Annotated in this window: 22 protein-coding genes; 10 read left to right on the forward strand and 12 right to left on the reverse strand. The window is 56.9% G+C overall.

Annotation, left to right across the window (positions count from 1 at the left end; translation table 11 throughout):
• Positions 1-33 precede the first annotated feature (33 nt).
• Positions 34-510 carry a fasciclin domain-containing protein gene (locus tag AC2FID_RS02735; RefSeq protein WP_108859083.1) on the forward strand — a complete coding sequence of 159 codons (477 nt, stop codon included), beginning with the start codon at positions 34-36 and terminating at the stop codon, positions 508-510.
• Between the two features lie 52 nt (positions 511-562).
• On the opposite strand, the gene AC2FID_RS02740 is transcribed toward AC2FID_RS02735, so the two are convergent.
• Positions 563-1,162, reverse strand: a complete 600-nt coding sequence (locus AC2FID_RS02740) for a L,D-transpeptidase (protein ID WP_108858717.1) — start codon at positions 1,160-1,162, stop codon at positions 563-565.
• A gap of 251 nt (positions 1,163-1,413) precedes the next feature.
• Between AC2FID_RS02740 and AC2FID_RS02745 the strand changes: the two genes are divergently transcribed.
• Positions 1,414-2,199 carry an EF-hand domain-containing protein gene (locus AC2FID_RS02745; protein ID WP_496835290.1) on the forward strand — a complete coding sequence of 262 codons (786 nt, stop codon included), beginning with the start codon at positions 1,414-1,416 and terminating at the stop codon, positions 2,197-2,199.
• A 66-nt stretch (positions 2,200-2,265) separates the two neighbouring features.
• Here AC2FID_RS02745 and AC2FID_RS02750 read toward each other — a convergent pair whose 3' ends face one another.
• Positions 2,266-3,765 carry a CoA-acylating methylmalonate-semialdehyde dehydrogenase gene (locus AC2FID_RS02750; protein WP_496835292.1) on the reverse strand — a complete coding sequence of 500 codons (1,500 nt, stop codon included), beginning with the start codon at positions 3,763-3,765 and terminating at the stop codon, positions 2,266-2,268.
• A 104-nt stretch (positions 3,766-3,869) separates the two neighbouring features.
• On the opposite strand from AC2FID_RS02750, the gene AC2FID_RS02755 reads away from it, so the two are divergent.
• The 3 genes from AC2FID_RS02755 to coaD all read left to right on the forward strand — a co-directional run bounded on the left by AC2FID_RS02755 (position 3,870) and on the right by coaD (position 5,847).
• Positions 3,870-4,772 carry a LysR family transcriptional regulator gene (locus AC2FID_RS02755; protein WP_058271896.1) on the forward strand — a complete coding sequence of 301 codons (903 nt, stop codon included), beginning with the start codon at positions 3,870-3,872 and terminating at the stop codon, positions 4,770-4,772.
• Positions 4,773-4,832: 60 nt separating this feature from the next.
• The gene (locus AC2FID_RS02760) at positions 4,833-5,270 is read left to right on the forward strand and encodes a CBS domain-containing protein (RefSeq protein ID WP_058271514.1); all 438 of its coding nucleotides are present in this window, start codon (positions 4,833-4,835) and stop codon (positions 5,268-5,270) included.
• A gap of 85 nt (positions 5,271-5,355) precedes the next feature.
• Positions 5,356-5,847 carry a pantetheine-phosphate adenylyltransferase gene (gene coaD, locus AC2FID_RS02765; RefSeq protein ID WP_058271515.1) on the forward strand — a complete coding sequence of 164 codons (492 nt, stop codon included), beginning with the start codon at positions 5,356-5,358 and terminating at the stop codon, positions 5,845-5,847.
• Here coaD and gap (AC2FID_RS02770) read toward each other — a convergent pair.
• From gap (AC2FID_RS02770) to gap (AC2FID_RS02780), 3 genes are all read right to left on the reverse strand, one after another.
• Positions 5,839-6,843, reverse strand: a complete 1,005-nt coding sequence (gene gap, locus AC2FID_RS02770; protein ID WP_496835295.1) for a type I glyceraldehyde-3-phosphate dehydrogenase — start codon at positions 6,841-6,843, stop codon at positions 5,839-5,841. The two genes, coaD and gap (AC2FID_RS02770), sit on opposite strands and share 9 nt — an antisense overlap.
• A gap of 82 nt (positions 6,844-6,925) precedes the next feature.
• Complete coding sequence (locus AC2FID_RS02775) at positions 6,926-7,069, reverse strand: hypothetical protein (protein ID WP_058271517.1); 144 nt, start codon at positions 7,067-7,069, stop codon at positions 6,926-6,928.
• Between the two features lie 71 nt (positions 7,070-7,140).
• The gene (gene gap, locus AC2FID_RS02780; RefSeq protein WP_058271518.1) at positions 7,141-8,142 is read right to left on the reverse strand and encodes a type I glyceraldehyde-3-phosphate dehydrogenase; all 1,002 of its coding nucleotides are present in this window, start codon (positions 8,140-8,142) and stop codon (positions 7,141-7,143) included.
• A gap of 181 nt (positions 8,143-8,323) precedes the next feature.
• Here gap (AC2FID_RS02780) and AC2FID_RS02785 point away from each other — a divergent pair, with 181 nt between their 5' ends.
• Positions 8,324-9,295 carry a DUF808 domain-containing protein gene (locus AC2FID_RS02785; RefSeq protein ID WP_496835297.1) on the forward strand — a complete coding sequence of 324 codons (972 nt, stop codon included), beginning with the start codon at positions 8,324-8,326 and terminating at the stop codon, positions 9,293-9,295.
• Between the two features lie 15 nt (positions 9,296-9,310).
• Positions 9,311-9,724: a hypothetical protein gene (locus AC2FID_RS02790; RefSeq protein ID WP_496835299.1), complete on the forward strand. Its 414-nt coding sequence runs from the start codon at positions 9,311-9,313 to the stop codon at positions 9,722-9,724.
• Between the two features lie 52 nt (positions 9,725-9,776).
• Here the strand turns inward: AC2FID_RS02790 and tkt are convergent, their stop codons facing one another.
• Positions 9,777-11,801: a transketolase gene (gene tkt / locus AC2FID_RS02795; RefSeq protein ID WP_282168377.1), complete on the reverse strand. Its 2,025-nt coding sequence runs from the start codon at positions 11,799-11,801 to the stop codon at positions 9,777-9,779.
• A gap of 234 nt (positions 11,802-12,035) precedes the next feature.
• Between tkt and AC2FID_RS02800 the strand changes: the two genes are divergently transcribed.
• Genes AC2FID_RS02800 through AC2FID_RS02810 form a run of 3 tightly spaced genes read left to right on the forward strand, consistent with a single transcriptional unit; the run spans position 12,036 to position 13,575 of the window.
• The gene (locus AC2FID_RS02800; RefSeq protein ID WP_282168376.1) at positions 12,036-12,833 is read left to right on the forward strand and encodes a coiled-coil domain-containing protein; all 798 of its coding nucleotides are present in this window, start codon (positions 12,036-12,038) and stop codon (positions 12,831-12,833) included.
• On the forward strand, positions 12,833-13,228 hold the full coding sequence (locus AC2FID_RS02805) for a cell division protein ZapA (protein WP_058277846.1): 396 nt from the start codon (positions 12,833-12,835) through the stop codon (positions 13,226-13,228). The genes AC2FID_RS02800 and AC2FID_RS02805 overlap by 1 nt, the downstream gene beginning before the upstream one ends.
• A complete protein-coding gene (locus AC2FID_RS02810; protein ID WP_109311584.1) occupies positions 13,225-13,575 on the forward strand; it encodes an MliC family protein in 351 nt (116 codons plus the stop codon). The genes AC2FID_RS02805 and AC2FID_RS02810 overlap by 4 nt, the downstream gene beginning before the upstream one ends.
• Here AC2FID_RS02810 and grxD read toward each other — a convergent pair whose 3' ends face one another.
• The 6 genes from grxD to AC2FID_RS02840 all read right to left on the reverse strand — a co-directional run bounded on the left by grxD (position 13,576) and on the right by AC2FID_RS02840 (position 20,553).
• Positions 13,576-13,938 carry a Grx4 family monothiol glutaredoxin gene (gene grxD / locus AC2FID_RS02815; protein WP_058277848.1) on the reverse strand — a complete coding sequence of 121 codons (363 nt, stop codon included), beginning with the start codon at positions 13,936-13,938 and terminating at the stop codon, positions 13,576-13,578.
• On the reverse strand, positions 13,925-14,215 hold the full coding sequence (locus AC2FID_RS02820) for a hypothetical protein (protein WP_496835300.1): 291 nt from the start codon (positions 14,213-14,215) through the stop codon (positions 13,925-13,927). Before AC2FID_RS02820 ends, grxD begins: the two co-directional genes overlap by 14 nt.
• Positions 14,216-14,398: 183 nt before the next feature.
• The gene (locus tag AC2FID_RS02825) at positions 14,399-14,635 is read right to left on the reverse strand and encodes a BolA family protein (RefSeq protein WP_058277851.1); all 237 of its coding nucleotides are present in this window, start codon (positions 14,633-14,635) and stop codon (positions 14,399-14,401) included.
• Between the two features lie 136 nt (positions 14,636-14,771).
• Positions 14,772-16,931 (reverse strand): phosphoribosylformylglycinamidine synthase subunit PurL, encoded by a 2,160-nt coding sequence (gene purL, locus AC2FID_RS02830; RefSeq protein WP_496835302.1) that lies wholly within the window; start codon positions 16,929-16,931, stop codon positions 14,772-14,774.
• A gap of 189 nt (positions 16,932-17,120) precedes the next feature.
• Entirely contained in the window at positions 17,121-19,370 is a 2,250-nt protein-coding gene (locus AC2FID_RS02835) for a mechanosensitive ion channel family protein (protein ID WP_496835303.1), read from the reverse strand.
• Positions 19,371-19,647: 277 nt separating this feature from the next.
• Positions 19,648-20,553, reverse strand: a complete 906-nt coding sequence (locus tag AC2FID_RS02840; protein WP_058271530.1) for a LysR family transcriptional regulator — start codon at positions 20,551-20,553, stop codon at positions 19,648-19,650.
• Positions 20,554-20,685: the final 132 nt, after the last annotated feature.

Below are 20,685 nucleotides of genomic sequence, written 5' to 3' on the forward strand. Positions count from 1 at the left end.
TTTCCATAACTAGCTGGAGAGGAGATGACAGCCATGTTTCGTCGTACGTTTATGGGCGCCGCCGCCGCAATTGCACTGACACTGCCTGTAAAAGCACAGGCTGCAGATATCGTGGATACCGCAGTATCGGCCGGGTCCTTCAACACATTGGTCGCCGCCGTTCAGGCTGCGGGGCTTGTCGACACGTTGAAAAGTGACGGACCGTTCACAGTGTTCGCACCGACTGATGACGCTTTTGCGGCACTGCCCGAAGGTACGGTTGAAACCCTGCTGTTGCCGGAGAACAAAGACCAACTGGTCGAAATTCTGACCTATCACGTGGTTCCCGCCAAGGTGATGTCCGGTGACATCGCTGGCAAGCGCGCCAAGGTTCTGACCGTGCAAGGCGATCGCCTGAGCGTAAATGCAAAGAACGGCGTGAAAGTTAACGGTGCCGAAGTCATTCAGGCCGATATTGAGACCAGCAATGGTGTGATCCACGTTGTCGACGCTGTGATCCTGCCGGAATAAGATACTTTGATTTCATGAAAAAGCCCCGGTCCTTATGGCCGGGGCTTTGTCGTTAGACCAGTCTGACCTGGGTTCCGACCTGGACGAGAGGAAACAATTCCTCGACATGTTGATTGTACAGGCCGATGCACCCGGACGAGCTTTGGCGCCCGATTTTTCGCGTATCGTGGGTGCCGTGCACAAGATAGGCTGGCCAGCCCAGATACATTGCACGGGTGCCCAACGGGTTGCCTGGTTCACCACCTTCCATACGCACTGGCAAAAGCGGATCACGCTCGCGCATCGACGCGGTTGGTGTCCAACTAGGATTTTCAGCCTTGCGCACAACCTTGGTATAACCGCGCTTCGTCAGCTCTTCGCTCATCGGTACCGAACTAGGGTACAGCTTGTAGGTGCCATCGGGGCCCCAATAGTGCACCGCGCGGCTTGTGATATCGGCCAGCAAAGCCCCAGCGCCCAGCTGGTCAAAATGGTCCTGCCAGTTCTGTTGCGAGAAGGACGAGACATTGCGGCGCACCGGCAGTTGCGTGCTGATCGCCTCTTCTGTTGTTGGGAAAGCATCTGAGCTTTGGGCGCGCAGAAGCGTCGGCGTCGCTAGGACGGACGCAGCACCAAGCAAGGCGGTACGACGATTAATACGGGAACTGGACACGGATGCCTCCTGAAGGAATGCTCTATGGTTTCGGGCAATTTAGTAACTGCTTTCCCTCAGGGCCAGATGCTTGGCTTAAATTTTCCGTGAGATTTACACATTTGACGCAGTTTATTGCCTGTCCGGACGGGGGAATACTCGGTGTCCGGACAGGTTTTTGCTGTTTGCGGGACACGGCTTGGGGTATTTTTTCGGGCATGTCTGCTCCAATTCCAGGGGACAGGCCCACAGATGTTCGGAGACCGCACGATATGACCAAGAAATCGGAAACCTTGGAAATTCGCGTATCTTATGAGTTGAAAAGCAAGTTGGCAGATCTGAGCGAACAGCGCGGATCGTCGATGAGCGAACTCGTGCGTGGTGTGATCGACCGCGAGCTGGCAGGGCCTTCACCAGACACTGTCGGAGAAGATGAAATGCCCATTCGAACGCTCAGCCGTTTTGCCCCTAAGACGCTCTATCTGCTGCCGGTCTTGTTACTGGCTGGTCTTTATTGGGGGTCTGCCCAAACACCTGCACAAGCAACGCCTATGGCACGGATCTTCTTTGCCGAGTTGGATCGCGACGGGGACGGGGTGATTACTGAACCGGAATTGTACCAATTCCTGACGGAAGAAGAGGGCCTCATCGTCGGGGATGATTGTGATGTGACAGAAGAATCCTGCACACCAGAGGCAATTGCAGCAGAGGAGATCAATCGGGCGGATTCCAACGCAGACGGTCACGTCGAATATTCTGAATTCGAAATCTTCTATCTGGCAGAGCGGGCGGTGGAGTTTCTCGAATATGATGCCGACGAAAATGGCGTGGTGTCCCCGGATGAATTTGTGGCCATGGAAGTGCGGGATCTCATCGAGTTCCCCGATCCGGAAATGGATGAGCCGCTGTCGGCCGAATGCTTGACCATGGTTGAAAGCGACAAGATCGAAGGCATTGCCAAAGCTTGTATCCCCGCGCACGAGCTGCGGATGGTCATGGCCGAGTTTGACGCGAATTTTGATGGCAGAGTCACATTGCGCGAATTTCTACAGAACTGACCCCTCGCCGCGCAACGAAAAAGGCCGCCCAACGGGGCGGCCTTTTGAATTTGTTTGGGTGGGAAATCAGTCCATCGCTTTGAAGTTGAATTCGCCACCTTCTTTGATGCCCGACGGCCAGCGCGCTGTGACGGTTTTCGTGCGGGTGTAGAACTTGAAGCTATCCGGACCGTGCTGGTTCAGGTCACCAAACATGGATTTTTTCCAGCCGCCAAAGGTGTGGTAGGCCAGCGGAACTGGGATCGGAACGTTGATACCGACCATGCCGATATTCACACGGCTGGCAAAGTCGCGCGCGGTGTCGCCATCGCGCGTGAAGATTGCAGTGCCATTGCCGTATTCGTGATCCATCGCCAGTTTCAGCGCTTCTTCATAAGAGCCTGCGCGCACGGTCGACAGAACCGGGCCAAAGATCTCTTGCTTGTAGATGTCCATCTCGGGCGTCACGTTATCGAACAGGTGCGGGCCGACAAAGAAGCCGTCCTCATAGCCCTGCAAGCTGAAGTCGCGGTTATCAACAACCAGCTTCGCGCCTTGTTCTACGCCCGAGTTGATCAGACCAAGAATACGCTCTTTGGCAGCACCGGTTACAACTGGGCCCATGTCGACGTCATCGCCGGCGGTGTAGGGGCCGACCTTCAGCTTTTCAACGCGTGGAATCAGCTTTTCGATCAGTGCGTCGGCTGTTTCTTCGCCAACGGGCACAGCAACCGAGATGGCCATGCAGCGTTCGCCCGCCGCGCCAAACCCGGCACCGACCAAAGCGTCGGCAGCCTGATCCAGATCCGCGTCAGGCATGACGATCATGTGGTTCTTGGCGCCGCCGAAACACTGCGCGCGCTTACCGTTCGCAGTCGCGCGGGAATAGATGTATTGCGCGATCGGGGTCGAGCCAACAAAGGACACGCCCTGAATGGTATCGCTGTCCAGCAGAGTGTCCACGGCCTCTTTGTCGCCATTGACGACCTGGAAGACGCCCTTGGGCAGGCCGGCTTCGACAAACAGCTCTGCTAGCATCAGGGGAACGGAGGGATCACGCTCGGACGGTTTCAGAACCACTGCGTTGCCGCAGGCCAGGGCAGGGCCTACGTGCCAAAGCGGCATCATGGCTGGGAAGTTGAACGGCATAATGGATGCAACAACACCCAGCGGCTGCCGCATGGAATACATGTCGATGCCAGGGCCTGCGCTGTCTGTGAACTCACCCTTCAGCATCTGCGGTGCGGCGATGCAGTATTCGATCACTTCCAGACCGCGCTGCAAGTCGCCCTTGGCGTCTGGGATGGTTTTGCCATGCTCGCGGCTGAGCGCCTCGGCCAGTTTGTCCATGTCGCGGTTCATCAGGTGAACCATGGCCATCATGACACGTGCGCGTTTCTGTGGATTGGTTGCACCCCAGGCAATTTGCGCGGCGGCTGCGCTTTCGATTGCCGCCGTGGTTTCGGCAGCACTTGCCATCGGGCACTTGTACTGAACCTCGCCAGTGGCGGGGTTAAAGACGTCGTCAAATCGTCCTGAGGTTCCGGCGATATTCTCGCCGTTGATGAAATGGGACAGCTCGGTCATTGCAGATCTCCTCCGATGCGTTTGTGCGCACAATAGGCTTGCATAAATTGCTTGAACAGAGGAAATGTTCCAAAGATGTTTTGCAAAAATGCAAAGGGCAGGGCGTGACACCAAACTGGGATGATATGCGGGTCTTTCTGGCCGTCGCGCGCGAAGAAAGCCTTTCGGCTGCCGGGCGTCAGCTCAAGATAGACCCAGCCACCGTCGGGCGGCGGATTGCTCGGCTGGAAGCCTCATTGGAAGCCCCCCTGTTTACCAAGTCGCAACAAGGCTACCTTTTGACCGCTGCGGGCGAACGCCTGATGGAACACGGGCTGAAAGCCGAAGAGGCGATGCGCGCGGCGGCTGGCGCGATGGCGGGAACGTCGAAAACGCTCAGCGGACAAATACGGATTGGCGCGCCGGACGGGTCGGCCAACTATCTTTTGCCGCAGGTCTGCGCGAAAATCAGCGATGCAAACCCCGATCTGGATATTCAGATCCTGGCCCTACCGCGCGTGATCAACCTGTCCCGGCGCGAGGCTGATATGGCGGTGACCGTCAGTGCACCAACGGCGGGGAGCCTTCTGGTCCAGAAAATCACCGATTACAAACTGCACCTTGTTGCGACGCGCGACTATCTGGCCTCTTACCCGGCAATCCGTTCGATCCAGGACCTGAGTGGCCATCGCATGATTGGCTACATTCCGGATATGATCTTTGACCGCGAGCTGGATTATCTAGTGGATATCGGTGTTGACCGTGTCGCGCTTGCATCGAATTCGGTGTCGGTTCAGCTGCGGCAGGCCACGCTTGGAACGGGGGTTTGTGTGGCGCATGACTTCACCTTGCCGTTTCATCCCAACCTGCAGAAAATCCTGACGGATCAGGTGAGTTTGACCCGGAGTTTTCACCTGGTGCGACATCAGGGCGATCAGCGGAATGAAAGATTGAACCGGTTTGCGCAGGCCTTGACGCAGGGTATTCGGGAAGAGGTTGAGCGGCTTGAGGCTCAAGTGTCACCTTGACAGGTTTAAGCATTCCGGCAACGCTTTGGAAAACAGGACATTATTTCGGAGGTTACGCTTATGCTCGTTCAGGCCATTCTGAAATCCAAGGCCACCGGAGGGGTCGAGACAGTCAGCCCGACAATCACTGTGGCTGACGCCTCGAAAATCCTGGCCGAAAAACGGATCGGGACGGTTGTTGTATCAGAAGATGGCGGCGAAACGGCATCAGGCATCCTTTCCGAGCGGGACATCGTAAGGGAGCTGGCCGCAAGCGGCAGTGGTTGCCTGGCGCAGCCAGTCAGCGCCTATATGACCCGTAACCTTGTAACAGCCACTCAGCAGGACACGGTTCAGGATATCATGACCCGCATGACCGAAGGGCGCTTTCGCCACATGCCCGTTGTCGAAGATGGCAAGCTGGTGGGGATCGTCACACTGGGCGACGTGGTAAAGGCGCAGCTGGCAGAACTGGCTATGGAAAAAGACGCGCTGCAAGGCATGATCATGGGGCATTGAGGCCCTTGAACCCCAAAGCTGCCTCTTGCACCTGCGGCGAAGTTATGTTTGCTTGCGCAGAAATTTTATTGCGCAGGAGGCCGCGATGAGGGTTGGATTATATCCCGGAACATTCGATCCAATCACCTTGGGTCATATCGATATCATTCGCCGTGCGGCTGCTTTGGTGGACAAACTCGTCATTGGCGTTGCGATCAACCGCGATAAGGGGCCTTTGTTCTCGCTCGAGGAACGCGTTGCGATGATCGAGGCGGAATGTGCTCATCTGACCGAGCAAACGGGAACCGAAATCGTTGCGCATCCCTTTGAAAACCTGCTGATCGACTGCGCCCGTGATGTTGGGGCGCAGATCATTGTCCGCGGGCTGCGGGCTGTTGCGGATTTTGAATATGAATTTCAGATGGTCGGAATGAACCGGGCGTTGGACGACACGGTCGAGACGGTCTTCCTGATGGCCGAGGCGCGGCATCAGGCCATTGCCTCCAAATTGGTTAAGGAAATCGCCCGGTTGGACGGGGACGTGTCGAAATTCGTCACGCCCCGCGTTAATGCCGCGCTGCGTGACCGTTTAGGCTAGGGCACCCATCGCTGCGGCGGTGTCCAGCATCCGGTTCGAGAAACCCCATTCGTTATCATACCATGCCAGCACACGCACCAGTGTGCCGTCGGTCACCTTGGTTTCCGGCAGCGAAACGGTCGAGCTGTGTGGGTCGTGGTTGAAATCCACCGAGATCAGCGGGCGGTTCTCTGCCGCCAAAACACCGGGAATTCTGGCTGCGGCTTCGGTAAACAGCGCGTTGACTTCTTCCTCGGTTGTCGGGCGTGAGACCTCGGCGACCAGATCAACCACGGACACGTTCGGTGTGGGGACTCGAATGGCCTGACCGGTCAGTTTTCCGGCCAGTTGCGGTAGGACGAGGCCAACGGCAGAGGCCGCGCCTGTCGTGGTCGGGATCATCGACAATGCTGCCGCGCGGGACAGGTATGGGTCTTTGCCGGCAGTGTCGTGGACAGGTTGGCTGGCTGTGTAGGCGTGAACCGTGGTCATGTTGCCATGCACAATGCCAAGCCCTGCATCCAGCGCTGCGGCAACCGGTGACAGGCAGTTGGTGGTACAAGACGCATTAGACACCACGTTATCTTCGGCCGTAAGCTCGTGATCGTTAACGCCAAACACGATCGTTTTCACAGCGCCATCGCCGCGGGCTGGGGCCGAGATCAAGACTTTCTTCGATCCGTTCGCGAAATGGCGCGATGCGGCTTCGCGTGTGCGGAATACGCCAGTGCATTCCAGAACGACGTCCACATCGGACCAATCCAGTTTTTCCGGCTCACGCTCGCTGCTCAGGCGGATCGGACCGTTTCCAACATCCAGGCCTGTCTCGGTTAAAGTGACAGGTTTGCCGTACCGGCCATGGACGCTGTCGAATTCGAACAGATGCGCGTTCATTTCCGGCTTCGCCAAGTCGTTTATCGCAACGATTTCAACATCCGTGCGCCCGGATTCCATGACCGCCCGCAGCACGCCGCGTCCGATCCGTCCAAATCCGTTGATTGCCAGCTTGAGTGTCATGTCCTGCTCCGTCCGAAATGCGGCTAATGTGAAGTTAGCGCTAACAAAGCCAGTTCAGAGGAAAAGTCAAGCAAAACCTCTGTCACCGCCAGAAGGCGAGCCAGTCCAGAAAGGTGTAGAGTTTCTTGCCAAGGAACACGAATTGTTCGGTTCCAAAGAGGGCATAGCTGATAACGAACAAGCCCAGAATGAGCAGGGCAAGCCAGATGGCGATTTGATTTGTCATGCTTGCCCCGGACGAAAACGCCCGCCCAGTTAACCTGAGCGGGCGATAAGGTTCAAGATTTCAAAGCAACCTTAGTTAAGGCGACCCATGGCAACTGCAACGTCTGCCATGCGGACCGAGAACGCCCATTCGTTGTCGTACCAAGCCAGAACGCGAACCATGCGGTCGCCGACAACGCGGGTCTGATCGGGTGCGAAGATCGAGCTTTCCTCGGTGTTGTTGAAATCGGTCGAAACCAGCGGTGCGGGTTCATAGCCTAGAACACGCTGCATCGAACCCAGTGAGGCTTCGCGTACGATAGCATTCACTTCTTCTACCGTTACATCACGAGCAGCGCGGAATGTCAGGTCAACCGCAGAAACATTCGGGGTCGGGACACGGATGGCCGAACCATCCAGGCGACCTTTCAGATTGGGCAGAACCTCACCCAAGGCTTTCGCGGCACCTGTCGATGTCGGAATCATCGACATCGCGGCAGCACGGGCGCGGTAAAGATCACTGTGACGGCGGTCCAGAGTCGGCTGGTCGCCGGTATAGGCGTGGATCGTGGTCATGATGCCGTTCTCGATGCCGATACCCTCGTCCAGTACCTTGGCAAGCGGAGCAAGGCAGTTCGTGGTGCACGAGCCGTTTGAGACCATTTTGTCATCTGTCACAAGGCTGTTGTGGTTTACACCATAGACGATGGTCTTATCGACGTTTTTGCCCGGGGCAGACAGCAGGACCCTTTGTGCACCGCGATCCAGGTGCGTTTTGGCTTTCAGACCGTCATTGAATTTACCGGTGCATTCCAGAACGACATCGCAGCCATCCCAGTCCAGTTCGTTCATGTCATAGGTCGAGAACATCTCCATCGGGCCGCGGCCCAGATCCATGGTTTTGCCATCGATTGCGACATCGCGGGGGAAACGTCCGTGGACACTGTCATACTTTAGCAGGTGCGCTGTGGTTTCCAGCGGGCCGGTTGCGTTGACCTTGATCACTTCGATGTCGTTGCGGGCGGATGCCGCGATATGCGACAACGTGCAGCGGCCAATGCGGCCAAAACCATTGATACCGACCTTGATGGTCATGTGCTGTCTCCAAATGCGCTTGCGTTGGACGCCATATAGCTGTCAAAGCGCTTTCTCAAAAGACCAAAAGTGACATATTTTTAACGTGTTAGCGCAAACCTGCGCCGGTTGCGCTAACGCTTGCGCTAGCCGTCGGATCGGGTAGGCTCCGGTTGCGGCAGGTGAAGTGAAAGGAAACACCATGAGCGGTCTGTTGGCCCTGTTGGATGACGTAGCAGGTATTGCAAAGGTTGCGGCCTCGTCCGTGGACGATGTGGTCGCGGCGGCCGGAAAGGCGGGCGCAAAGACCGCTGGTGTGATCATCGACGATGCCGCCGTAACCCCGAAATACGTTCAGGGATTCGCCCCGGCGCGCGAGTTGCCCATCATTTGGCGCATTGCGCGTGGTTCCATATTCAACAAGATTATCCTGCTGCTGCCGGTTGCTTTGCTACTGGCGAATTTCGCTCCGTGGTTGATCACGCCTTTGCTGATGATCGGCGGCTCATATCTATGCTTTGAAGGGGCCGAGAAAATATTTCATGTCCTATTCCCTCATGGCAGTCACGTTATCGACGAAGACATGGCCATTCGCGACCCCGGCCATCTGGAAGAGCAAAAGGTCAAAGGCGCGATCAAGACGGATTTTATCCTTTCGGCTGAAATCATGACGATCGCATTGGCCGCGATTGAGGCCCCAAACCTGTGGATGCAGGCCGCGACCTTGGCGGTTGTGGGGATCGGTGTCACCGTGGCGGTCTACGGGTCAGTTGCCCTGATCGTGAAGATGGACGATGTCGGGCTGTACCTCGCGCAAAACGCACCGACACCGATTGGGCGAGGGCTTGGGCGCGGGTTGGTCAAAGCCATGCCGGTTGTCATGAAAATCCTGTCCATAGTCGGCACAGCCGCGATGTTGTGGGTCGGCGGTTCCATCATCATTCACGGGATGGAGGTTCTGGGCTTTGGGTGGCTGGGACACCACATCCACGACTGGGCCTATGCCATTGGTCATTCTGTGTCTGAGCAGTGGACCGGTGTTGTTGAATGGGTATCCAAGGCGACGATGGACGGTGTGTTCGGTCTGGCATGGGGGTTTGTTTTGATCCCGGTGGCGACCAAGGTGATCGGGCCGATGATCGGGGTGTTTTCAAAAAAGACCGATGCGCATTGAATTGAGAATCCTGAAATGAGTGACCTGAGCCATTTGCCGGCTTATCGACCGGTTCAGAGTTGGGTCCGCATACAATTGAAGGGGCGCGCAGCCAAACGCAAAACGGCGGCCTTGTCGGCCATGAACCTTGGCGCGGAACAAATGCCGTTTGAACCGCTCAGGCTTTACCAGGTACTGCATTTCCGGATCGACACGGCGGAGACTGCGGCCCGACGCGCCAAGTGGGCAGGGGGGCGATTGTTTAACCTGCTCAGCGGCCAGTCGGCGCAATTCATTCCGCTATATGGAACGCATGTTAGGCAGGTTTTGTCTGCTGCAGGGCAGAACGTGCCCGATGGGATTGTGCCAGCAGAACGGTATGAGTTGCGATTGGATTATGCGAAACGGGCCTATACGGCGTTGAAGGCCGAGGTAAAGCAGCCAAAATAGGAAAGGGCGGCCAAAGCCGCCCTTTTTTGTATCTGGCTGATGAGCAGAGCGTTTACTGACCCAGCAGTTCTTTGACCTTGGCCACTGTCGCCTCGGCGGTGATGCCGAAATGCTTGTACAGTTCACCGGCCGGGGCCGACGCACCGAAGCTGGACATGCCGATGAAACCGGCTTTGGCTTCGCGACTACGTTCACCCAGCAACCAGCGATCCCAGCCACCGGCGCGAACGGCGGCCTCGATACCGACGCGGACGGGGCCGCCCGGCAGGACGCGCTTGCGATAGGCCTCATCTTGCTGCGCAAACAGCTCCATCGAGGGCATGGAGACGACGCGGGTGCCGATGCCTTCAGCCTCGAGCATCGCTTTGGCTTCCATCGCCAGCGACACTTCGGACCCGGTGGCGATCAGAATGGCCTGACGCTTGCCCTCGGCATCGGCCAGAACATATGCGCCTTGCGCGGTCAGGTTCTTGGCCTTGTGTTCTTTACGCACCGTCGGCACGCCCTGACGAGTCAGCGATAGAACCGAAGGGCTGTCCTTGAACGTCAGCGCCAGTTCCCATGCCTCAGCCGTCTCAACCACATCGGCGGGACGGAACACATAAGTGTTCGGCGTCGCGCGCGAGATGGCCAGATGCTCAACCGGCTGGTGGGTTGGGCCGTCTTCGCCCAGACCAATCGAGTCGTGGGTCATCACGAAGACCGTAGGCACCTTCATCAAGGCGGCCAAACGCATCGAGGGGCGGGCATAGTCGGTGAACGCCATGAACGTGCCGCCATAGGGGCGGATACCGCCGTGCAACGCCATACCGTTCATCGCTGCGGCCATGCCGTGTTCGCGGATTCCGTAGTGGATATAGCGACCCTTGCGGTTTTCCGGCAGGAACACGCCCATATCCGTAGATTTGGTGTTGTTCGACCCGGTCAGGTCGGCGGAACCGCCAACGGTCTCGGGCATGATCGGGTTCACTACGTTCAGAACCTTTTCCGAAGACGCGCGGGTGGCGAGTTTCGGCTGATCTTCCGACATCTGCTTTTTGAACGAACGGATCGCACCGGCCAGTTTCTTGGGTGCATCAAACGCATAGGCGCGGTTGAATTCGGCCTGTTTGCGTTCGGAAATCTGCGCGAAACGCTCTTCCCATTCGGCGCGTTCAGCCGCGCCACGGGCACCGATGGCCTCCCAAGCCGATTTGACGTCAGTAGGGACCACAAAGGCATCATGGGGCCAACCATAGCCGTCTTTGGCGGCTTTCAGCTGATCCTGATCGGTCAATGCGCCGTGACCTTTGGAAGTATCCTGAGCGGCGTGACCCAGCGCAATATGGCTTTCGCAGGCGATCATGGATGGTTTGTTCGACGATTTGGCTTGCACAATGGCCGCATCAATCGCGATCGGATCATGGCCATCGATTTCAATCACGTTCCAGCCCGAGGCCTTGAAGCGGCGCACCTGATCGGTGCGATCAGCAATATCCACGGTGCCGTCGATGGTGATGTTGTTGTTGTCCCAGAAAACAATCAGCTTGCTCAGCTCATGACGGCCAGCCAGTGTGATGGCCTCCTGGCTGACGCCTTCCATCAGGCAACCGTCGCCCGCAATCACATAAGTATAGTGATCGACGACCTTTTTGCCGTAATGCGCACGCTGGATTTCTTCGGCCATGGCGAAACCAACTGCGTTGGAAATGCCCTGACCCAGTGGTCCGGTGGTGGTTTCGATACCATTGACCAGGAAGTTTTCCGGGTGACCCGCAGTTTTTGCACCCAGCTGGCGGAAGTTCTTGATCTCATCCAGTGTCACGTCCGCATGACCAGTGAGATACAACAGAGAATAGACCAACATCGAACCGTGACCAGCAGACAGGATGAACCGGTCACGATCAGGCCAGTTCGGGGCCGAGGCGTCAAATTTCAGGTGCTTTTCAAACAGCACGGTCGCAACATCGGCCATGCCCATCGGCATACCGGAATGGCCGGAATTGGCGGCGGCGACGGCGTCAAGGGTCAGGGTGCGGATGGCCGCAGCCTTGTTCCAGTGTTCAGGATTGGCATTGCGCAGCGCAGTCAGGTCCACGGGCGTTGTTCCTTTGGATTACAGGCAGATGGGGCGCTCAATACCATCCACCCCCCAAAGTGCAAGTGGAACCGGGGGTTGCGTCGCGTTCGTGGTTCAAGAATGCTGTCCAAGTGATTGAAAGCAAACAGTGGGTATTTTCCGTTTCATTCGGTTAGACTAGGCCAATACCTGGCCTGTATTGATTCGGACGGGCCGCGAAAAAGTGAACCTTGGTAAAGAGGTGGCAGGGGCATGAGCCAGATCGAAGAATTACAGCGCCGTATCGTTGCCGCGATGGAGAGGATTGGAACCGGTGTCGACGCCCTGCGTGACGCGGTGCCCGCAAGTGGCGGTGATGACACCGCTTTGCACACGGCATTGGAAGACGAGCGCGTCGCCAATGCGCAGTTGGAAGAGCGGCTGAAATCCCTCAAGGAACGGCACGAGAAGGAAGTCGACGCGATGCGCGCCGACATGGATGCGCTGAAAGCAACGCCAGCCGAAGATCCTGAAAACGGCGCGTTGCGTCAGCAGCTTTCAGAAGCCACCGCCAAATTGGCGGCGGTCGAAGCGGCCAGAGCCGAGTTGGCAGAGGCTAAAGCTGCATTGGAAAACCAGGACGAACTGGTTGTTCTCAAGACAGAAAACGATGAACTTAAAGCGGTTGTGAGCAAAACGCAGTCGCTTGAAGATGAGAATAAAAAGTTGCGGTCCGAATTGGCCGACAGCGAGCGTGTTGCGGAGTTAAGCGCAGAGCTCGAGATGTTGCGTGCGGAACGTGCCAGCCACGGCGCGGCCATGTCGCGTTTGGATGATGATCTTCAACGTATGCGTAAGGCGAACGAACAACTGCGCAACTCGGTGGATGAATTGCGGGCGGCCAGCAAGGACGGTCTGGCCGATGCCGAGTTGTTGAACCGCGCGACCGTGGCTGAACTTGAGGCGACGAAGGCTGCACAGGCGACGGATGCTGCCGAAGCTCAGGCTGTACTGGCCCGGCTGGAGCCGTTGCTGTCGCAGGCAAAGCTGGCTGAGGGAGAGGTAGAGTAATGCCCGAATTGACCATTCATATCGGTGGCCGCGGTTTTGATGTTTCGTGTCAGGACGGTGAAGAGCCATTCCTGCAGTCTGCGGCGAAAATGCTGGATGACGAGGCGCAGGTTTTGTCTGATCAGATTGGTCGGATGCCCGAAGCGCGCATGCTGTTGATGGCTGGGCTGATGCTGGCCGACAAGACCGCCGCGACAGATGACAAGCTCAAACGGGCAGAGGCCAAGCTGGCCGAGGTTGAAGCCGAATTGCAAAGCCTGCGCAACCGGCCCGAGCCCGAGCCTGAAAGGATTGAAGTGGCGGTCGTCCCGCCTTCGGTCACGGACACACTGGCCGAACTGGCCGCACGCGCTGAGGCCTTGGCCTCGGTGGTTGAGGAGAATACGGCGAAATGAATGCGTTAAAAACGGTAGCGTTGGCCGGATTGTTCGGTCTACCAGGAGGCTTGGCCTGGGCGGACATGGATATCCTGCCGGTTAGCTTCACCTGCCAGAATGGCATTGAGTTGCAGGTTGCGTATTTCAATGCGTCCGACGGCTCCGGTGCGGCGGCGATGATGGTAGACAACCAATTGGTTGCCTTGCAGCAAGTGCCCAGCGGATCAGGTATTCGCTATGAATCCAAAGGAGAGACCGGGTCGTATATCCTTCGGTCAAAGGGGTGGGATGCGACCGTCAGCTTTCTGGCGGCCAGTGGGGCCACCAGTGAGCAGGTTGTTCTGGAGAATTGCAGCAGTCGCTGATCAGGCGTTTGCTTCGCGAATTTTGTCGGCCGCTTCTTTGTTAAATTCGACACCGTTTTCGTCAAACAGCGTGTCCAATTCGCCTGACAGGGTCATCTCGGTGATGATGTCGCAACCGCCGACGAATTCACCTTTGACGTACAGCTGTGGCACGGTCGGCCAGTCAGAATAATCCTTGATGCCCTGACGAACGTCTTCGTTGGCCAGAACATTCACATCGGCATATTCGACGCCCATGTAGTTCAGCACGCCGGCCACGCGGGACGAGAACCCACATTGGGGCATCTCTTTGGTGCCTTTCATGTAGAGCACCACATCGTTGGCTTTGACGGTTTCGTCGATCTGAGTCTTAACGTCGGTCATCTTGCTTGTCCTTTTCACCCGCGTCGGGGGCGGTCGTTTCATCCTTTGACGGGTCCGGGACCCATCCTTGTTCCTCTAGTCGCCGATGCTCGGCCTGTGCCAGGGCAAGCGGATCCAGCCCGTATCTTTCAATGCCGCCGACCTTGCTGATCTTGTCCGGGTCCGGGCGCATGTCGGCCAGCTTACGCTTTCTGTTGCGCTTCACATAGGCTTCGATCAGAGCGGCGGCAACAATCAACGTTGCGATTACTGATATCCAGAACAGCCAACTACTCATTTTTTGCCATCCAGCTTTGGCGAAGGTTGTAGTCGCGGCGCCTCATTATCCTGGTAACACGCCAATATCTGGGTCCGTATTTCAGTAGCTTTGGCAGATCACAAAACAAGATCGCTACGAAGTTGGCAATATCAAAGACCACAAAGGTCAGCCTTAGCAGAATCCATCCAATCGGCTCATTCACTATTCAGGCACTTTTGTGGTCAACGCCAGCGCATGCAACTCTCCGTCCGCGCCGTCCATCTTGCCCTTCAGGGCCGCATAGACTGCGCGTTGCTGCTGCACCCGGTTTTTCCCCCGAAAGCTCTCGTCCACGACCATTGCGGACATATGCACGCCATCACTGCCGCCAACCTGAATTTCCGCATCCGGAAAGGTTTCGCGCAGTAGGGCTTCGATTTCGTGGGCGCTCATCGGCATGTAGGTTTCTCCTGAAGGTCTTTCTCAAGATGTAGAGCTCCCAGACGGGGCGTGCAAGGGGAGGATAGAGGCCTTGAAACGACAAAACCTGTGCCGGGACAGGCGCAGGTTTCATGTTGCAAAAATTGCTTTGGTATTAGGCGACGGCTTCAGCAAAGCTGGTGCGGAACGTGGTAGCCAAATCCTCTAACGCGGCCTCAGAGTTGCCAACCCGAATGCTGTCGCCAGTGAACCGGCCAACGGACACCAGAGGGACGCCTGCCTGACCAGCAGCGATCATCAGTGCCTCGGCCTGATCAAAGTTGCACGCGACCAGATAGCGGGCCTGGTCTTCGCCGAACAGGAACTCGGTCGTGGCTTCATCGAGGTGAACGCCGACGCCTGCGGATTCCGCTAGCTCAAAGGCTGCCAGCGCCAGACCACCGTCACCCAGATCGGTGCAGGCCTTGATCATCTCACGGTTGGCGCGGATAAATTCGCCGTTACGCTTTTCAGCATCCAGATCGACATGCGGCGCGTCGCCGTCTTCGCGGTTGAACACTTCGGCCAGCAGGGCGGATTGGCCAAGGTGGCCATTGGTTTCGCCGATCACCAGAGCAACATGGCCCTCGCGAACCTCATTACCGATGATCTCGTTCGTGTGAGTCAGCAGGCCAACAGCGCCAATGGTCGGGGTCGGCAGGATCGCCTGTCCATCGGTTTCGTTATACAACGAGACGTTGCCCGATACGATTGGCATATCCAGCGCGGCTACGGCTTCGCCGATGCCCTGGATCGCGCCGACGAACTGGCCCATGATCTCGGGCTTTTCGGGGTTGCCGAAGTTCAGGTTATCGGTGGTCGCCAATGGATTGGCTCCAACGGCGGTCAGGTTGCGGTAGGCCTCGGCCACAGCCTGCTTGCCGCCCTCAACAGGGTTGGCGCGGACATAGCGTGGGGTTACGTCGCTGGTGAAGGCAAGTGCCTTGTCAGTGCCGTGCACGCGGACCATGCCTGCGCCCAGACCCGGCGTGCGGGCGGTGTCGGCCATGACCATGGTGTCGTACTGCTCATAAACCCACTGCTTGCCTGCATAGTTCGGCGAAGCGAGCAAGGCGCGCAGACCGTCGATCGGGTCGATTTGCGGGACTTCAGCCAGTTCTTCGGCTTCTGGCGTGGCTTCCCAAGGGCGGTCGTATTCCGGTGCCGTCGAGGACAGCTTGGACAGGACCAGATCGGCTTTGACTTCGCCGTTGTGAAGGATCAGGAAGCGGTCTTCGGCGATGGTTTCGCCGACGATGGCGAAGTCCAGGTCCCATTTTTCGAAGACGGCGCGGGCTTCGGCTTCAAGCTCGGGTTTGAGGACCATAAGCATGCGTTCTTGCGATTCAGACAGCATCATTTCATAGGCTGTCATATCTTCTTCGCGCTGGGGAACGTTTTCCAGATCCAGACGTACACCCAGACCGCCCTTGTCGCCCATCTCAACGGCAGAACAGGTCAGACCAGCCGCACCCATATCCTGGATTGAGATCACGGCACCGGTCTGCATCAGCTCCAGCGTTGCCTCCATCAGGCGCTTCTCGGTGAACGGGTCGCCGACCTGAACGGTGGGGCGCTTTTCTTCAATTGTGTCGTCAAACTCGGCCGAGGCCATGGTTGCGCCGCCAACACCGTCACGTCCGGTTTTTGCACCCAGATACACAACGGGCATACCGACGCCAGAGGCCGCCGAATAGAAAATCTTGTCGCTGTCGGCCAGACCTGCAGCAAAGGCGTTCACAAGGCAGTTGCCGTTGTAGGCGGGATGGAACCGAACTTCGCCACCCACGCAAGGGACACCAAAGCAGTTGCCGTAACCGCCAATGCCTTCGACCACACCGTTGACCAGCTGGCGGGTCTTGTGGTGGCCGGGCTCGCCAAATGACAGCGCGTTCATCGATGCGATGGGGCGCGCACCCATGGTGAAGACGTCGCGCAGAATGCCGCCAACACCTGTGGCCGCACCTTGATAGGGTTCGATGTATGAAGGGTGGTTGTGGCTTTCCATCTTGAACACCACCGCCTGCCCGTCGCCGATATCCACCACACCTGCATTTTCACCCGGTCCGCAGATTACCTGAGGCCCAGAGGTTGGCAGGGTACGCAGCCATTTCTTGGACGATTTGTAAGAACAGTGTTCGTTCCACATGGCCGAAAAGATGCCGAGTTCGGTAAAAGTCGGCTCGCGCCCGATGATCCCGAGGATCATATCATATTCGTCGGGCTTCAGCCCGTGTGCGGCAATCAGATCCGGGGTGATGGCGGGCTCTTGCATCGTGTGTCCTTGTCCAGGTTGGCCGGGATTGCGGGCCTTTTAGGGCAAGGTGTCGCTTGTGGAAAGGGTCAAGTCAGCGCAGGCCGATTGTGAAAGTAAAAAACGGAACCGGCGATTGGGCCGGTTCCGTCTGTTGTTTGGACCTCGCGGGTGTCACCCGCTGACGTATCAGCGGATGATCCGTTATCGTTAAGCTGGGTTCTGCGCCTTTCTGGACGCATCTGCAGCCGCAGCGCCAACTGCTGCTTTTTGTTCTTCGGTCAGGTTTTCAGCTTCATCCAGTCCCGGGATGGCGACACGAACTTCGCGACGGGCAAAGTCGATGCCATTTTCCTTAAAGGCGGCCTTGACCCGGTTGAAGATCTCCTTGCGCAGGGTGAACTGCTTACCCGGTTTGGCCATGAACTTGCCGCGGATGATCATGCCGACATCGTCAAAGTCGAACACGCCCTGAGATTTGAAGGGCTGCAGGAAGCCGTCCTTGTGAACTTCATCCTCCATCATCTCGGCACCGATCTTCTTGAAGATTTTCTTCACCTTGTTCGGATCGGTATCGAAGGGCACGGTGAATTTCAGCTTCATGATGACCCAGTCGCGGCTGAAGTTGGTGATCTTCTGAATCTCACCATAGGGGATGGTGTGAACCAGACCGCGGTGGTGGCGCAATTGCATCGAGCGGATCGAGATCTTTTCGACCGTTCCCATGGTGCCGCCGATATCAACATATTCACCAACCCGGAACGCATCGTCGATTAGGAAGAAGATCCCGCCGACAATGTCCGAAACCAGCTTTTGCGCACCAAAGCCGATGGCCAGGCCAAGAATACCGGCACCAGCCAGAAGCGGCGTGATATCCAGACCCAGCGCGCCAAGCGCGAGCAGGACAAAGATAACCGCAATCGCGACCTGAGCGGTCACGCGCAGCAGGGGCAGAACCGTCGCCAGACGTGATCCGCCAGAACCGCCGCCTTCGCCCGCTTCCTGATCGGGGCTTTCTTCAGCCGCAGTTTGTTCCTTGGCCAGCCGCCGGTTGATCCACAGCGAAACGACTTCGTTCAGGATGTAGCCAACAGCAATAATGATGAAGAACTGTATTAGCTTGCTGCCAGACTCATCTCCACCGCCCGCGATTTCACTGAGGTCGAGATCCCAAGCCCGGGCGATCATCAGGATGACAAGAATACCAGCCAAAACCCTACCGATGCGAATATAGCTGCGTTTGGTAGACTTGTATGCGCGCTCGGCCACCGGCCCTCCGCCCAGCATCGGCGGTTGCAGATGGCGAACCAGCCCACGTATCAGCGTATCCAAGGCAGGTGCGATCAGCAGCCAAGCCATGGTGGTGAAATGCGCCCCCTTGACCAGCAGCGCCAAGGACGAAGGGTTGCGTTGCGCTACGATAAACTCGACCAGCAGCCAGATTACCGCCGACACGCCGATTGCGAAGTAGGGGTAGTAGTGGGCGACTTCCTCATCAAACTTGGAGTGATCAGGGTCGGTACCCAACATCATCTGAGACAGACCTTCGCGCGCGGTCCAGGCGATGACGCCGATATAGATATGGATCGCTGCGTTCAGCCAGAAACCAATGCGTGTTTCGCCGCCGGTAATGCCGTTCAGCCTGTTGAAATGAAGCAGGAACAGAGTGAAACCGACCAAAATAAGCAGACCGATCAGGTTGCGGTGTAGGTACTTCGCCCAGTGATCATCGATGTTTACCAGCCGGTAGTGTGGTTTGCTGGGTGCAAGTACGAACCGCGAGGCCGCTGCGCCCAAGCGTGGAATCCAGATCAGGTAGAAAACGAAGGGTGCCGCGTAGGTGATTTGTTCCGGAGACAGAAGCCCACGCCCAACCGCGCGGATGACGACATAGAACACGACCAATCCTGCGATCTCGCGGCAAAACCGGCGAAACAGGTACCTGACGGCGCCCCAAAGGTCATTTTCATCCCCAACTTCAGCATGTTCGTGCCACCGGCGAGTAAGGAATTCGAACAGCTTTTCCGCGAGGAAGCCGACGACAAGTACACTGAGGATCAGGCCCAGCAGGGTAAACGCGCCGGTCGTACCAAAGGTTGCCGAAAAGTTTTTGAAAGCGTCGGCTTGCGCACTGAAGATGTTCGGGACCGTGACGATAACCTGAGTCCACGACGCCACCATTTCGGCCCAGATCTCATTGATTTCCGTGATTGGGTCTTCGCGCTCTTCCGCTTCGGCGGCGTTTTTTTCCGCAACAGCGTCCAGACGCTCCAACAAGATCGCGCGGACCTGGTCGTCGGACATTCGTGCCACCATGTCATCGACTTGTTCGGGCGTCAGATCCTCGGGGATTGTGACGTTAGTCGGTGCACTAGGGGTACTAGTGACCTGGGCAAGTGTTGGCCCAGATAATAGCGCAATGGAGAAGAACGCCATTAGCAGGCGAGTGAGGTGAAACATCGAATCTGTCCTCGACCATAAGTCTTGATGATTTTTTCGTGATCATAGGCTTAAGTGCAGGATTTTCCCAGATGTTTCACCCATTTCAGATATGAATTTAGTGTTGCGGGCAAAAAAAAGGCCGAGCACTAAGCTCGGCCGTAGTCCAACAGGGAGGTGAAGATGATGAGCGTTACAGCATCACCGCCTTCGATTGCTCATTTAGGGGGCGGTTTGTGTACTATCAAGGTTTTATAGACTGATCGCAGATCATTGCCGCTATGCTACTGGTGCATAGCTACAGTTTTCCCATCTGCTTCAACTGCTTGCGCTGCGCAATGATCTCATCCTGAACAAAATCGCGGAATGCCGCGACGCGTTTGGAATGGCGCAGTTCCTCGGGGTAGGCGAGATAAACCGGGACATCGGCGGTTTCGATATCCGACAGGATCGACTGCAGATGCGGAAAGTCATGGGTCACGTAATCCGGCAACACGCCGATGCCGAGGTTGTGTAAAACACCCTGCAAAACGCCGAAATAGTTGTTCACCGTCAACAGAGAGGTCGGATTGTAGGTCATCAGGTGCCGGACCATCATTGCGCTTGCGCCGACCTGCGGGGCCGAGGGTGTCTGGCAGATCAACCTGTGTTTCGAGATGTCTTCGGGACTTTCCGGACTGCCGCGTTCTTCCAGGTATTCCGGCGTAGCGTAAAGCTGCATTTGCACGGTCATCAGGCGCTTTCGCACCAGATCGGCCTGGCTGGGCTCTTTCATGCGGATGGCAACATCAGCCTCGCGCATCGGCAGGTCGAGAACACGCTCCTCCAGCATCAAGTCGATGTTCAGATCGGGGTATTGCTCGTACAGTTTTGGTAGGCGCGGCGCCAGCCACAGTGTACCGAAGCCAAACGTGGTGGTGACGCGCAGAACTCCGAACACTTCTTCTTCGCTGTCGCGAATGCGGGCAGCGGCAGCATCCAGGCGTTTCGACATGGCCGATGTCGCGTCAAACAGCAACTCACCCTGTTCGGTTAGAATCAGGCCGCGGGCGTGGCGGTGAAAAAGTGTCGAATCAAGCGATTCTTCAAGCGCGCGGATCTGCCGGCTGACCGCGGATTGGGACAGATTCAGCTTGTCCCCTGCATGAGTCAGGCTGCCCGCATCCGCAACCGCGTGAAATATCCTTAACTTGTCCCAATCCATCGCCGCAACTTTCGTTATCCTTCCGAAGCCCTATATGAAATAGGTAACAAGTTCTACATTCAAACTGTTGAAACGTTACAATAACAGACTGGTAGGTCCTATACAGGTCAGCTTTTTTGACCTAAAATGCGT

The organism is Ruegeria sp. CDSC068 (assembly GCF_059610545.1).